The organism is Ruegeria sp. BG7 (assembly GCF_056535685.1).
Genome location: NZ_JBQFIU010000001.1, coordinates 2,502,146 through 2,515,889 on the forward strand (window position 1 = coordinate 2,502,146; position 13,744 = coordinate 2,515,889).

Here is a 13,744-nt window from a genome sequence, read left to right on the forward strand (position 1 = left end):
ATTGTCCTGTTTTGTCATGGTTCGGCTGTTTCCCGGCACTATGGACGCCAGATTGCCTGTCTGCAATTCCGGGCTTCTTGACCGTCGGCGGGCACGCAGCTATGGCCCTGCGCATGGAAAAGCAAAAGAAACCTTCGCGTCAGCAAGTTTATACTCTTCTGGTCCAGATCGGCCGCAAGGATGGTGACGGGCTGCCCGAAGGGGCGACCGGCGCGGCGTTGATCTGCTATGCCAGTGGCGTCGACGAGGCCGAGGCCGTGCGCGAAACGGTAGCGATACTGAAGCAGGCCGACACGGCACCGTTGGACGTCACCGGGTATGGCACACTCGCCGAACGCGAGGCGCAGGGGCACGATATCGAACCGGACGAACGTGCCCTAATGCAGCGCGCGCTGGACGAAAATGCTGTAATCGTTGCGCAGATGACGCCGTTTTTTGGAGACGAGGCAGAAGCCTAGTTCCGCATCCCGAACCATTTGCGGTAAATTTCGTCATAGGTTCCGTCTTCGCGCAGTGCCAGCAGGGCCTGATTGACATCCTCGACCAGCGGCGAGCCTGTCGGGAAGGCGATACCGTAATTCTCGCGCAGGAAGATGCCACCCGTCATAGACGCGATCCGCCGTCCCTCATGCGAGGCGAAATAGGACAGGACAGGCGCGTCAAACACGACGGCGTCAAGTTCCTCGGCCTTGAAGGCGTCCAGCATCTGCTCCAGTCCGGGATAGCCGGTGAACTCGATCTCGCGCCGGTTTAGAAAACTTGCCGCGGTCGAGTTGGAAATGGTGCCGACATTTTTGCCATAGAGATCGTTGACCGAGTTCACGCTGCCGGTAATCGCGTCCACCGTCATGACCGAGGTGATGCGTGCGGTAAAAACCGATACGATGAACAATGACGATACAACCAGCACAACCCCCAACATTCGCCCAAACGGGGTACGGGGCATACGTTCCTCGAAACCGCCATTCACAACCAGGTTCAGCGCCCACCAGAACGATGGAAACCAGGCTTCGTTCAGTTTGCGGTCGAAATAGGGTTGGGCACGGCGCTCAAAGCTCCACATCAACATGCCGCCGCCAAGGAGAATGGCGAAGGCCAGACCGATAGCGATGAAGAGTTCTTTGGACAGCAGTGCCTGTACCAAGGAAGGCTGGCGAACTGCGTCTGACGGCACCATGATCTGCAGCCCGGCCTCAAAGATCGGCTGGCTGAAATCCATTTGTGTTTCACGCATCGCCGTGATCGAGATATTGGCGATTGCAAGGTCAGCAGACCCGTCCTGCACAGCGCCCAGCATATCTGCAAAGGCATCCACGCGGTTGACGGTGTAATCCCAATTCAGGGACTCAGCCAGTGCAGCCAGCAAGTCCATCGAGAAACCCGTTTCGGCCCCGTCTTCGACATAGGAAAACGGAGGGCGGGTCACGGTTGTGACAGAAAGGGACTGTGCCAGGCTCTGCTGTGCGATGACGGCGAAAGTCAGGCAGATCAGAGCGTATAAAGCGCGCTTCATATTCAATTCACCTGTTTCGCGGCCCTGTAACGCGATTGTGCGGCGCACGGCAAGGTGGTCGCTGGGTAAATTGTCATATGGGGTTGGGGTATCGCTTTGACACCTTTGCATTCAGGTGATCGATTTTTTTGCCATTTGGGGTTGGAAAACCGGCCAATTCGTTGAATCTGTGCGCGAACCCGCAAAAGACGTAGCTTCTGAGGCCCCTGCATGACCGACCCTGTTCAATTGACAGCTGACCTGATCCGTTGCCCATCGGTCACACCTGAAGAGGGCGGCGCGCTTGAATTGCTTGGGTCGGTTCTGTCGGATGCGGGCTTTGAGTGCACGCGCGCCGACCGTGGGGGCATCAGTAACTTGTTCGCTCGGTGGGGCCAGAAAGGCCATGCGCGCAGCTTTGGGTTCAACGGCCATACCGATGTTGTTCCGATAGGCGACGAAGCGGCCTGGACGATGCCGCCTTTCGGAGCCGAGGTGCGGGATGGTGTGATGTACGGGCGCGGCACTACCGATATGAAATCAGGCGTTGCGGCCTTTGCCGCCGCTGCGGTGGATTTCGTGCGCGACACGCCGCCGGACGGGGCCATCATCCTGACGATCACGGGTGATGAAGAAGGTGATGCGCTGGACGGTACCACTGCTTTACTCGACTACATGAGCAGCGCGGATGAGCGCATGTCGGTCTGTCTGGTCGGTGAGCCAACATGCCCGAACACGATGGGCGAGATGATGAAGATCGGCCGTCGCGGCTCGATGACGGCATGGTTCACGATAACCGGAGTGCAGGGGCATTCGGCCTATCCGCATCGGGCCAGGAACCCTTTACCTGCGATTGCGCGGCTGATGGATCGGCTGGCAAGTCACGAGCTGGATCAGGGCACGGACCACTTCGACGCCTCTACATTGGCAGTTGTTACGATCGACACCGGGAACGCTGCCACCAACGTGATCCCAGCCCGGTGCAGCGGCGCGGTGAATATCCGTTTCAACGATTTGCATTCCGGTGCAAGCCTAAGCGATTGGTTGCGAGCAGAGGCCGATCAGGTGGCTGCCGAGTACGGCGTTGAGATGGATGTAAAAATCAAGATTTCCGGCGAAAGCTTTCTGACCCCGCCGGGGCCACTGTCTGATCTGGTGGCCAAAGCGGTCGAAGCGGAAACCGGTGTTACGCCCGAGTTGTCGACAACAGGGGGCACATCGGATGCGCGTTTCGTCAAAAACCACTGCCCGGTGGTCGAGTTCGGGCTGGTCGGGCGCACCATGCACCAGGTGGATGAATGCGTTGAGGTGGCCCAGATCGAGCAGCTCAAGGCGATCTATACGCGCATCCTGACGGACTATTTTGCCTAAGCCATGCAGCGCACATTGGTGATCATGGTGAAAGAGCCGCGTCCGGGTCGTGTGAAAACACGGCTGGGGCGTGATATCGGCATGGTTGGTGCGGCCTGGTGGTTCCGGCATCAGACCCGGACTTTGATCCTTCGGCTGCGTGATCCGCGTTGGCAAATCGTCCTTGCCGTGGCGCCAGATGCCGAGGGTCTGACCAGCCGTATCTGGCCAGCTGACCTGCCGCGCGCGGGACAGGGGCGTGGTGATCTTGGACAGCGCATGGGTCGCATGCTGCGGGGCATGCCTAAAGGTCCGGTTTGCCTGATTGGTGCCGATATTCCGGGGATTACGCGCAGACATATTGCCGGTGCTTTTGACGCGCTAGGGCGATCTCAAATGGTGTTCGGCCCTGCACCGGATGGGGGGTACTGGCTGGTTGGTGCGCAACGCTATGCGGCCTTGCCGGTAGGTCTGTTTCGCAATGTGCGCTGGTCGACAGAACACGCTTTGTCGGACACGTTGGCCACGGTTCCCGGCGCGCGGGTTTCGTTGCTGGATCACCTGCGCGATGTGGATACATTAGCCGATCTGAAAGCCTGAAGTTTTTTGATCATGACGCGGTCGCAAACGCGTGATAGGCCGAAGATATGACTCGCATCCCCACCAAGCAGGAGGTCCTTGACTGGATCTCGGCGAACCCAACCCTAACGTCGAAACGCGATATCGCCAAGGCCTTTGGCATCAAGGGCGCGGATCGGATCGATCTCAAGCGCATTCTCAAAGAGCTTGAGGCAGAAGGGCATCTGGAAAAGCGCAAGCGCAGCTATCGTGACCCGGATCGCCTGCCGCCCGTCAGCGTGTTGCAGGTGAAGGCCCCGAATGAAGATGGTGATCTGTTCGCGCGTCCCCTGGAATGGCATGGCGAAGGTGTCGAGCCCATCGTTCTGCTGATCACCCGCGCAAGCGATCCGGCATTGGGTGAAGGCGACCGAATTCTGGCCCGCCTGACTGTGGTGCATGAAGAAGATCACAATTACGAGGCCCGCCTGATCCGCCGCATCGGTACTAATCCGCGCAAGATCGTCGGTATCTTCCGCAAGGGGGCCGAGGGCGGGCGGATTGTGCCCATCGACAAGGCAAGCTCTTCTGAATGGCTGGTGCCTGAAGGCGCGGTTTTGGGCGCCAAAGACGGCGAGTTGGTCGAAGCTGAACAGGCGGGACCTAAAAACCGCATGGGTCTGCCGCGGGCGCGCATTGTTGAACGCTTGGGTGATCCGACCGCGCCCAAGGCGGTGTCACTGATCGCGATTCATCAGCATGGCATCCCGGACGATTTCCCCGACAAAGTGATCGATGAGGCTGACAAGGCCAAGCCTGTTGGTTTGAAAGGCCGCGAAGACCTGCGGGACATGCCGCTGCTGACCATCGACCCCTCGGACGCGCGGGATCATGACGATGCATGCTATGCCCATACCGACGACGATCCCAAGAACCCCGGCGGGCACGTGATCTGGGTCGCCATTGCCGATGTCGCCGCCTATGTGCAGCCCGGAACGGCCCTGGATCGTGAGGCGCGAAAGCGGGGCAACTCCAGCTATTTCCCGGATCGTGTTGTGCCGATGCTGCCGGATCGCTTGTCGGGCGATTTGTGTTCCCTGCACGAAGGGGTGCCCCGCGCCTGTATCGCTGTGCGAATGCAGATCGATGCGGATGGGAACAAGATTGGGCACAGGTTTGTGCGTGGTCTGATGCGGTCGGCTGCGTCTCTGAACTATACCGAGGTGCAGGAGGCCATCGACGGCAACCCGAATGACCGTACCGGCCCGTTGCTGGAAACGGTTCTGAAACCGCTCTACGCCGCTTATACTGCTTTGAAGAAGGCGCGGGCTGTGCGGCAGCCCTTGGAGCTGGATCTGCCCGAGCGTAAAATCGTGCTGTCCGAAACCGGGGAAGTGACGAGCGTGGCGTTCCGCGACCGGCTGGACGCCCATAAGCTGATCGAGGAGTTCATGATCCTCGCCAATGTCGCCGCTGCTGAAACCCTGATTGCCAAGCGCCGCCCGCTGCTGTTCCGTGTGCACGAGGAACCCGCGCCTGAGAAGTTGGAAAGCTTGCGGGAAACAGCACAGGCGGCGGGTTTGAACCTGGCCAAGGGGCAGGTATTGCAGACCCGGCATCTGAACGCATTGCTGAACGCAGCTGCGGGGACAGAGGACGCGGAACTCATTAACCTGACCACTCTGCGGTCGATGGCGCAGGCTTATTATAATCCTGAGAACTTCGGGCATTTCGGGTTGGCGCTGCGCAACTATGCACATTTCACCTCACCTATCCGCCGCTATGCCGACCTGATCGTACATCGCGCTCTGATCTCGGCCCATGGCTGGGGCAAGGACGGGCTGACCGAGGATGAAATCATGCGCTTGGACGAGACAGCCACGCACATCTCGGACACTGAGCGCCGCTCGATGATGGCCGAGCGGGACACAACTGACCGCTATCTGGCAGCCTATCTAAGCGAGCGGGTGGGCAATGAGTTCTCTGGTCGGATCAGCGGCATCGCCCGGTTCGGGGCCTTCGTGAAGATGGACGAGACCGGCGCGGACGGGCTGGTGCCAGTGCGTTCGCTTGGGCGTGAGTTCTTTCATTTCGATCGAGAGGCCGGGACGCTGATGGGATCGGATACCGGTCTGATCATCGCCATCGGCCAGCGCGTCACAGTACGGTTGACAGAGGCGACGCCTGTAACCGGTGGTCTGGAACTGGAACTCTTGTCGATCGACGATCAGGCGCTGCCGCGCGGACGGGGTCATTCCAAGCGGGCGACCCGCCGAAAGGCTGTCAGCACCAAGCGTAAAAAAGACAAGATCAAGCGCAAGGTGGAACGCAAGCGCCGTCAGAGGTGATAGGTCAGCGCCCGGGCGATCAGCCACCCGTGGCGGTTCGGATCTATCTGATGCGGGTCGTCGAACAGAACGGCGCGGGTTCCGTCAATGCGATCTTCATTCGGGAAGGCTGAAGTGAAGTCACCCATCAATCGGCTTTGACAATGCACAAACAGTGCAAAATTGGCCGCCTTGTGTGCCCCCAGTCGGATCGTTGATCCTTTGGGCGCCAGGTACGCAGGTTGGCCCCAGCGCAGCTCCTCTCGCAGCGGGTTGGCGGCGGGCAGAGTTGTTGCCGTGTCAATGATCAGGTCACGCAGCGCAAGGGCCCCTGCGCGCGCGGGCGGTGCCAGGGCCTCGAATGCTGCGGCGACTTTGGGGTTATCAAAAGGTTTCAAACGGGTATCGCCTGTTCCATCCGGTCCACGTAACTGTTCAACACATTATCCTGTTTGATGCGCCGGGTCAGCGGGGTATCCGCAGGCGTTGCGCGCATTGCAGCTAGCATTGGACCGACGCTCATGTCCGCAGACGTCGGCTGATCCCCCAGCAGGAAGGAGGATTGCCAAAGATAGGCCGAGATCGCCTCGAGATCGCGTTCAACCCTGTCCAACCGTTCGGACAGCGAAAACCGCCCAATCCCTTGAGACGTGATCCCCTTCAGAACAGACTTTCGGATTGCGTTGGACGCCGGCTTGCGGATCAGGGCCGGTATCCCGGTAAAGAAGGTTTCACGCAGGATCGGCCATACGTCGTCATTGCCCCAACGATCCAGAACGATGTGAAAATACAGATGTTCTTCGGCCATCCTGACCAAAGCGCGGGATTGCGCTTTTTCAACATCTGTAAGCCCATGATCGAAATCCGCACCCTGGTCTTGTTCCAGCCAGTCACGGATCAGGTCACTGTCGGGGATCAACCGATCGGGCGTGCGCAGAACGGGTAGTTTCTGGTGCGGCATCTTTCGGGGATCAAGCATGTCAGAGCGCTGCCATTTCTGGCCGGAATGTTGCAGCATTAAAGCCGTTTTGACGCAGAACGGGCTGGCACTGAACAGGCCGAAGGCAGAAGGATAGGTGAGAAGGGTCAGCATCACTTTGCTCCGTCTAAGGGGATGCTTGATACCTAGTCGGCACTGATGACAGTTACTGACATCAGGTTTAAGCTAGGGTGTATCATGTCTCGCACAGCACGACTGTTCCAATTGATGCAGGCCCTGCGTTCTGGCCCGTCGCCGAAAACCTCGGCGCAACTGGCGCAGGATCTGGATGTGTCTGCCCGGACGATCCATCGCGATATCGATGCGCTACGTGGTCTGGGGGCCGTTATCGACGGCGAAGCGGGGTTTGGGTTTACCCTGATCGAGGATGCAACATTGCCCCCGCTGGGTTTCACCGATGATGAGCTTGAGGCGCTGGTTCTGGGCCTGCGCGAAGTACAGGTTATTGGTGACCCGGCCTTGGCGGATGCCGCCAGTGCCGCACTGCGAAAGTTGCAGGGCCGCTTGCCACCGCGTCAGTCGCACAGGCTGAGTCACGCAATTCTGGCGGCCACCCGATTTAATCGTCCTCCGGCACCGACGATAGACGCTTCAACCCTGCGGCAGGCAGCCTGGGACGAGCGCACGGTAGAGTTTTCGTATACCGACGCAAAGGGAGAGGCCACGCGTCGGCGCGTGGATCCGCTTAGCATCGTCTATATGGACCGCTCGAATGTGTTGCTCAGCTGGTGCCATCTGAGGCAGGATTTTCGCGTTTTTCGCCTGGACCGGATGCAGGATATGTGCGTGACGGATCAAAGCTTTAGGCCAAACCGGGTGCCGATGCTGCGCGATGTGCTGGCCCGCATCCGCGCCGACCGGGAAGCACAAGACTGCGAGACAGGTGCCTGAGCGCTTTGTGATTTGCCGATTTTGCGCTACCTTAGGGTTGAGCAGTAATCAGGAAAAATCGGTATGCATAAATGCGTAGGCGGCGTCATGACCGTCGCATTATGGGCATCCATGGTGCAGGCGGACACAACAGACACTGGAAAATGGTCGGGCAGTGATGCTCTTGGCGAAACGATACAGCTGGCTTCGGCAGACTTGGCTGTTTCGCTTCGACCCGTTCCGCGACCATCGATCGAGGCGCTGCAGGTTTCTGCAGCAGCGGCAGCACGGTTTCAGGTCTGGCTGAGCGCGTTTCAGGATAGGGCGCGGCAGCAGGGAATATCGCAACGGACGCTGTCTCAGGTGTTTTCGGATATAACCTTTGACGAAGACATCATCGCGCGGGATCGAAATCAGGCCGAATTCTCGAAGCCGATTTGGGCTTATTTGGATTCGGCGGTTTCGGACACGCGATTGTCAAACGGGCGAGCCGCCATGCAACGGCACCGGCAAGTGCTGAAGCGGATTGAGGCTGAATATGGTGTCGAGAAAGAGGTTGTAACGGCAATCTGGGGGCTGGAAACCTCGTTTGGGTCTTATCGTGGCAGTAGCCGCACGCTCAGGTCTCTGGCGACACTGGCCTTTGACGCAAGGCGTGCTCAGTTCTTCGAAACCCAGTTGATCGCTGCCCTGCAGATCGTGCAGGCAGGTGATGTCAGCGCTGCGAACATGTTAGGCAGCTGGGCGGGTGCGATGGGCCACACGCAATTCATGCCGACCTCGTATCTGGATCATGCGGTCGACTTTGACGGAGATGGCCGCCGCGACATCTGGTCAGACGATCCAACGGATGCATTGGCCTCGGCGGCGTCGTATCTGGCACAGCACGGTTGGACCAAGGGGCAACCTTGGGGGGTTGAGGTGCGATTGCCCGCAGGCTTTGACTACGCTTCGGCCCGGCGAGACTTCACCCGGATGCCGTCCGAATGGGCTGCACAGGGTGTTGTGGGAACCGATGGCAACGCTGTTCCAGACCACGGTCAGGCGGCGATCCTGCTTCCGGCCGGAGGGCAGGGCGTTGCCTTGATGATCTTTGACAATTTCAGCGTGATCGAAGCGTATAACGGGGCAGACGCCTATGTGATCGGTATCGGGCATCTGTCTGACCGGCTTGCCGGAGGCGTGTCGTTTCAATCCAACTGGCCGCGCGCGGACAGAGTGTTGAGTTTTTCCGAGAAAAAGGAACTGCAAACCCGCCTGACCGAAGCCGGGTTCGACACAAAGGGCATTGATGGGCGTACCGGACCAAATACTATCAACGCCGTGCGAGCCTATCAGCTGGCACAGGGGTTGCGCCCGGACGGGTATCCGACTGTGAAACTGTTGGATCGGTTGAGGTGACCGAGTAGCGGGCCGTCTATGTTTGCTTGAGCCGGGTGTGCGCGACGCAACTGCGTTAAGCCAATTCTTCAACCAGCCTGTTGTAGGCAGTGTCCTCAGGCGTTGTGTCAAACGGTGTCGAAAACCATTCCCGATCAATTGCAAGCCTATGGACAGGCACGAGCTGACGGGCGATGTCAGACGGCGTCGTTTGATCCGTCGTTCCGGTTTCCCAATCGTGAAGCGCAGTTGAGTATCGAACAACGGCGCCGCTGTTCGGCAATTCGATCAAGCCGCCTTCCGCAAAGAACTTGAGCCCGTCGCCCATTTCTTCACCGACGATCGTCAGCTTGTGCCCAAGCCGATACCTGAGGATCGCGACAAAGACGATTGCTGCAGAAAAGGTGAATTTGTCCACCAACACCGCACATCCGCACCGCTGGGTACTTTCGGTGATTGCATCGATCAGAGGCATGGTTGCCAAAAAGTCGCCCCCGGTGTTGCTCCGAACATCGATGACAAGGAAATTGTCGCGGCGGGCCCGAACCTGTGTGGCGGCTTTATCGATTGCTTCGGCAAGCGCGCTTTCACTGGGATCGAAGAAACTTGGCAGCTTCAAAGCGAGACCATTTTCAGAACAGTCGTGGATTTCCACGAACCCTTTGTCATTCCTTAGGGGATCGACTTTGCCGTGTTCGTTCCGTGGATACATTTCTGACGCCAGAACAGTATCGCCGTTCGCCACACTTACTGAGTGTCTGCGCCCGTCAGCGCCTTGAAGGTGATACTGTGTCTCATGGTCGAATGGTGCGAAACCCAGTTCGGCCAACGCTGCTGGCCAGGCAAATATCAAAGGTCCAATTACACGCTTTCGTTGCGGTGTTCCTGACAGAAGAGAGGCTGCCGCGCGTTCGATCTTTTCTACAGGTGTACCGTTAACGCCGAGCAGCTTACTGGGCGCAAGTTCCGCAAATGGCGCTGAGGATTTGGTTAGAAAAACCGATCTCCCAAAGCTCACAAATCGCAGCGGCAGGACTGAGATCGCGTCGTTCGGGATCAGGCGCGTGTGGCCGTTGCCGGAAAGGGCCAAGAGGCGCATTGCCGACAGCAAGAACGGCTCTCGCGCATTCCGAGTCGCGTGCTTCCGCGCAGCTTCGATATTGGCGTCGATCTTTCCTGGATCGACCGTCGCAAAGCTTGGGTCGGTTCGTTTCACGACGTCCAGAATGGATTCGAAGTCTTGGCTCAGCGACACAAAGGATCCTAACGTCCCGGGAAAAAGGAATGTCTAACAAGGGCTAAACTGGACAGTATCATCTGGCCAAGCCCAAAAACAAAAGGCGGCCATTCCAGCCGCCTTTACCGTGTTCCCGACCGCGCCGATTAAGACGCCGCTTTCATTAAACCCTGTGCAATAATCTCGGCCTGCGCTTCATCCAATGACTTGTGGATCCGCACAAACATCTCATCGATGTCTGCCGGAGTCAGGATCAGGGGCGGTGAGATAATCATCCGGTCGCCGACATGACGCATGATCAGGTTATTGGCAAAACAACGGTCGCGGCAGATATAGCCCACGGTGCCCGGTTCGGATGCGAACTTGGCGCGGCTGGCCTTGTCTGGGGTCAACGCGATCGACGCCATCATGCCAACGATTTTCGCCTCACCCACCAGCGGATGATCAGCCAGCGCCTCCCATTTCTGTTTCAGATAGGGCGCTGCTACGTCGCGGACATGCTCGACGATTTTCTCTTCTTCGAGGATGCGTAGGTTCTCCAGCGCCACAGCAGCGGCGACAGGGTGGCCGGAATAGGTGTAACCGTGGTTGAACTCGGTGCCGCCGATCACTTGGGCGATCTCGTCATTCACGATGGACCCGCCGATCGGCGCGTAGCCCGAGCTAAGCCCTTTGGCGATGGTCATGATATGCGGCTTGATTCCAACGGTTTGCGAACCGAACCAATTGCCGGTACGGCCAAATCCGCAGATGACCTCATCCGCGATCAACAGGATGTCGTACTTGTCACAGATGCGTTGGATTTCCGGCCAATACGTATCCGGCGCAACGATCACGCCGCCTGCGCCCTGCACGGGTTCGGCGATAAAGGCTGCAACGCGGTCTTCGCCTAGTTCCAGAATAGCCTCTTCCAGCTCGCGAGCACGGGCCAGTCCGAAGTCTTCGGGCGACATGTCACCACCTTCGGCCCACCAATTGGGTTGGTTGATGTGGTGAATGTTCGGGATCGGGATGCCACCTTGCGCATGCATCCCTGCCATGCCGCCCAGCGAAGCAGACCCCACGGAAGACCCGTGATAAGCGTTGTGGCGGCTGATGATGATGTTCTTGTCCGGCTGGCCCTTTTCGGCCCAATAGGTGCGCACCAGACGAATATTTGTATCGTTAGCCTCGGACCCGCCCGCAGCAAAGAAGACGTGGTTCAGATCGCCCGGTGCCAGCTCGGCAATTTTTGCGGCCAGCGCAATGGCCGGAACATGGGTCGTTTTGAAAAACGTGTTGTAATAGGGCAGTTCACGCATCTGACGCGCGGCAACTTCTGCCAGTTCATCGCGACCGTACCCGATATTGACGCACCACAAACCTGCCATGGCGTCCAAAATCTCTTCACCCTCACTATCGGTCAGGTAAACCCCTTTGGCACGGGTAATCACACGCGCACCTTCCTGACCCAGCGCGCCATTGGCGGAAAACGGATGGAGGTGATGCGCTGCATCCAGCGCCTGCAACTCGGCGGTCGGCATATGGTTGGTGATGGTGGACATCAGAGATTCTCCCACAAAAGCAGTTGGGGATCACAATATGATCAAATTTTACACTGTCAATCGAATCGGAGGGAATTAGGCGGAATTGAGGGACTCCGAGATCAGCTCCATACCTTGCTCAATGTCCTGAGCCGTTGCTTTTGCCGCCATTTCAGCGTCGCCGTTACGCAATGCAGTGATGATATCTTTGTGCCGGTCAGGAAGGCTCTGTGTGCCAAAGCGACCGCAAACAACCCGCAAAGACGGGCCAAAGCGCAACCACAGCCGTTCGGCAAGATCAATGAGGATAGCGGCATTGGCGTGGGAGTAGAGTGTTTCATGAAACGTTTGGTTCAAACGCAGATATCCGCCAACGTCGCCATCTGCGATCATGCGATCCAAATGCTTGTCGATGCGTTCCAGATGATCAATGTTTTCCGCCTGCAAATTGCCAGTTGCGCGTCTGGAAAGCTCTGATTCTATTGAAATTCTGGCAAAAATCATCTGCTCGATATCGGCGGCGCTCAAAAGCGGAACGCTGACGCGGCGGTTGCCCTGAAACACCAGTGCCCCATCCGAGATCAAACGTCGGATCGCTTCGCGTACCGGGGTCATTCCAACACCCAGCGAATCAGTCAAACCTTGGATTGTGACGGGCTGCCCCGGGACCAGTTCCCCAAACAGGATCTGATATCTGAGGGTTTGATAAACCTGCTCATGTGCGGGTTGTTTTCCGCTGTCGGTTGGAGTTGCAGATGCCTTATTTTTGATCAAATCCAATTGGTTCATCCTATTTCGACTAACCCTGACTTGTCAGGTGACAGACCTCGTGAAACCATACGCTGGATCAGGGGAAAACGCAAAACTTGATCAAATCCAAAAAAACGGGAAAATAGCCGTACACTTGCAGGGAGAAGAATATGACAATCAAAACGCTGACCATGACAGCGGTCATCGCATTGGGGACTTCGGCGGCTTTCGCTGAAGAGGTGCGTGTCTACAACTGGTCCGACTACATCGACGAAGAGCTTCTGAGCAAATTCGAGGAAGAAACTGGTCTGACCCTCATCTACGACGTGTTTGACAGCAACGAGGTTCTGGAAACCAAGATGCTGGCTGGTGGTTCGGGCTATGACGTGGTGGTGCCTTCTGGCACGTTCCTTCAACGTCAAATTCAGGCAGGGGCGTTTCAGGAACTGGATGCGGCCAAACTGTCGAATGCGGGCAACCTTTGGGACGTTATTCAAGAGCGAACTGCAGGGTATGACCCAAACAACGCCTATTCGATTAACTATATGTGGGGCACCACGGGTATTGGTGTGAATGTCGACAAGGTCAAGGAAGCCTTGGGCGACGATGTGGCACTGAACAGCATGGATCTGGTTTTGAAGCCAGAGAACATGGAAAAACTGGCGTCGTGTGGTGTTCATTTCCTTGATGCGCCAGCCGAAATGATACCGATGACCTTGCAGTATATCGGTGAAGACCCGGACAGCCACGATCCGGATGTGATCAAGAAAGCCGAAGACGTTCTGATGGGCGTTCGTCCGCACATCCAAAAGTTCCACAGTTCGGAATACATCAACGCGCTGGCGAATGGCGACATTTGCGTTGCCGTGGGTTGGTCTGGTGACATCCTGCAGGCGCGAGACCGCGCAGCCGAAGCCGAGAACGGTGTAAACATCGAATATCATCCGTTCGCGGAAGGATCGCTGATGTGGTTTGACCAAATGGCGATCCCGGCGGATGCACCGAATCCGGAAGGCGCGCATAAGTTCCTGAATTTCATCCTGGATGCCAACAACATGGCTGCCGCGTCCAATTACGTCTACTACGCCAATGGCAACAAAGCCTCGCAGGAATTCCTTGAGGAAGACGTGATTGGTGATCCGGCAATCTATCCGGATGATACGACAATGCAAAACCTGTACATCACGACGCCTTACCCTGCGAAAACGCAGCGTGTCGTGACCCGCCTTTGGACCAAGATCAAGTCAGGTACCTGAT

Annotated in this window: 13 protein-coding genes; 7 read left to right on the top strand and 6 right to left on the bottom strand. The window is 57.6% G+C overall.

The genetic code is table 11. The annotated features are described in order from the left end of the window. The first annotated feature begins 101 nt into the window (after positions 1-101). Positions 102-458 (top strand): hypothetical protein, encoded by a 357-nt coding sequence (locus ACR3EH_RS12425; protein ID WP_253284805.1) that lies wholly within the window; start codon positions 102-104, stop codon positions 456-458. On the opposite strand, the gene ACR3EH_RS12430 is transcribed toward ACR3EH_RS12425, so the two are convergent. After that, complete coding sequence (locus ACR3EH_RS12430; protein WP_171095742.1) at positions 455-1,513, bottom strand: transporter substrate-binding domain-containing protein; 1,059 nt, start codon at positions 1,511-1,513, stop codon at positions 455-457. The genes ACR3EH_RS12425 and ACR3EH_RS12430 overlap by 4 nt on opposite strands. Before the next feature lie 210 nt (positions 1,514-1,723). Between ACR3EH_RS12430 and dapE the strand changes: the two genes are divergently transcribed. From dapE to rnr, 3 genes are read left to right on the top strand one after another with little or no spacing between them, the layout of a single operon-like run. Beyond that, positions 1,724-2,863, top strand: a complete 1,140-nt coding sequence (gene dapE / locus ACR3EH_RS12435) for a succinyl-diaminopimelate desuccinylase (protein ID WP_171648343.1) — start codon at positions 1,724-1,726, stop codon at positions 2,861-2,863. A gap of 3 nt (positions 2,864-2,866) precedes the next feature. Further along, complete coding sequence (locus tag ACR3EH_RS12440) at positions 2,867-3,442, top strand: TIGR04282 family arsenosugar biosynthesis glycosyltransferase (protein ID WP_171648345.1); 576 nt, start codon at positions 2,867-2,869, stop codon at positions 3,440-3,442. A gap of 47 nt (positions 3,443-3,489) precedes the next feature. Continuing rightward, complete coding sequence (gene rnr, locus ACR3EH_RS12445) at positions 3,490-5,748, top strand: ribonuclease R (protein WP_171676604.1); 2,259 nt, start codon at positions 3,490-3,492, stop codon at positions 5,746-5,748. On the opposite strand, the gene ACR3EH_RS12450 is transcribed toward rnr, so the two are convergent. Further along, entirely contained in the window at positions 5,739-6,125 is a 387-nt protein-coding gene (locus ACR3EH_RS12450; protein WP_171188569.1) for a DUF1801 domain-containing protein, read from the bottom strand. The two genes, rnr and ACR3EH_RS12450, sit on opposite strands and share 10 nt — an antisense overlap. Next, a complete protein-coding gene (locus tag ACR3EH_RS12455) occupies positions 6,122-6,820 on the bottom strand; it encodes a glutathione S-transferase family protein (protein WP_171188571.1) in 699 nt (232 codons plus the stop codon). The genes ACR3EH_RS12450 and ACR3EH_RS12455 overlap by 4 nt, the downstream gene beginning before the upstream one ends. An 84-nt stretch (positions 6,821-6,904) precedes the next feature. Between ACR3EH_RS12455 and ACR3EH_RS12460 the strand changes: the two genes are divergently transcribed. Together ACR3EH_RS12460 and ACR3EH_RS12465 are read left to right on the top strand one after the other, a co-directional pair. Beyond that, entirely contained in the window at positions 6,905-7,618 is a 714-nt protein-coding gene (locus ACR3EH_RS12460) for a helix-turn-helix transcriptional regulator (RefSeq protein ID WP_171095754.1), read from the top strand. A gap of 87 nt (positions 7,619-7,705) precedes the next feature. Further along, a complete protein-coding gene (locus tag ACR3EH_RS12465) occupies positions 7,706-8,998 on the top strand; it encodes a lytic murein transglycosylase (RefSeq protein WP_253762197.1) in 1,293 nt (430 codons plus the stop codon). Between the two features lie 55 nt (positions 8,999-9,053). Here ACR3EH_RS12465 and ACR3EH_RS12470 read toward each other — a convergent pair whose 3' ends face one another. The 3 genes from ACR3EH_RS12470 to ACR3EH_RS12480 all read right to left on the bottom strand — a co-directional run bounded on the left by ACR3EH_RS12470 (position 9,054) and on the right by ACR3EH_RS12480 (position 12,526). Further along, positions 9,054-10,232 carry a S41 family peptidase gene (locus ACR3EH_RS12470; protein ID WP_171188575.1) on the bottom strand — a complete coding sequence of 393 codons (1,179 nt, stop codon included), beginning with the start codon at positions 10,230-10,232 and terminating at the stop codon, positions 9,054-9,056. 128 nt (positions 10,233-10,360) lie between these two features. Then, positions 10,361-11,758 (bottom strand): aspartate aminotransferase family protein, encoded by a 1,398-nt coding sequence (locus ACR3EH_RS12475; protein ID WP_171188577.1) that lies wholly within the window; start codon positions 11,756-11,758, stop codon positions 10,361-10,363. Positions 11,759-11,833: 75 nt separating this feature from the next. Further along, positions 11,834-12,526 (bottom strand): GntR family transcriptional regulator, encoded by a 693-nt coding sequence (locus tag ACR3EH_RS12480; protein WP_171188579.1) that lies wholly within the window; start codon positions 12,524-12,526, stop codon positions 11,834-11,836. Positions 12,527-12,657: 131 nt separating this feature from the next. Here ACR3EH_RS12480 and ACR3EH_RS12485 point away from each other — a divergent pair, with 131 nt between their 5' ends. After that, a complete protein-coding gene (locus ACR3EH_RS12485; protein WP_171095764.1) occupies positions 12,658-13,743 on the top strand; it encodes a polyamine ABC transporter substrate-binding protein in 1,086 nt (361 codons plus the stop codon). Position 13,744: the final 1 nt, after the last annotated feature.

Excerpts from the sequence above, each read along its gene's own strand:
- ACR3EH_RS12425 (WP_253284805.1), top strand. The coding sequence starts at position 102 with ATGGCCCTGCGCATGGAAAAGCAAAAGAAACCTTCGCGTCAGCAAGTT.
- ACR3EH_RS12430 (WP_171095742.1), bottom strand. The coding sequence starts at position 1,513 with ATGAAGCGCGCTTTATACGCTCTGATCTGCCTGACTTTCGCCGTCATC.
- dapE (WP_171648343.1), top strand. The coding sequence starts at position 1,724 with ATGACCGACCCTGTTCAATTGACAGCTGACCTGATCCGTTGCCCATCG.
- ACR3EH_RS12440 (WP_171648345.1), top strand. The coding sequence starts at position 2,867 with ATGCAGCGCACATTGGTGATCATGGTGAAAGAGCCGCGTCCGGGTCGT.
- rnr (WP_171676604.1), top strand. The coding sequence starts at position 3,490 with ATGACTCGCATCCCCACCAAGCAGGAGGTCCTTGACTGGATCTCGGCG.
- ACR3EH_RS12455 (WP_171188571.1), bottom strand. The coding sequence starts at position 6,820 with ATGCTGACCCTTCTCACCTATCCTTCTGCCTTCGGCCTGTTCAGTGCC.
- ACR3EH_RS12460 (WP_171095754.1), top strand. The coding sequence starts at position 6,905 with ATGTCTCGCACAGCACGACTGTTCCAATTGATGCAGGCCCTGCGTTCT.
- ACR3EH_RS12465 (WP_253762197.1), top strand. The coding sequence starts at position 7,706 with ATGACCGTCGCATTATGGGCATCCATGGTGCAGGCGGACACAACAGAC.
- ACR3EH_RS12475 (WP_171188577.1), bottom strand. The coding sequence starts at position 11,758 with ATGTCCACCATCACCAACCATATGCCGACCGCCGAGTTGCAGGCGCTG.
- ACR3EH_RS12480 (WP_171188579.1), bottom strand. The coding sequence starts at position 12,526 with ATGAACCAATTGGATTTGATCAAAAATAAGGCATCTGCAACTCCAACC.
- ACR3EH_RS12485 (WP_171095764.1), top strand. The coding sequence starts at position 12,658 with ATGACAATCAAAACGCTGACCATGACAGCGGTCATCGCATTGGGGACT.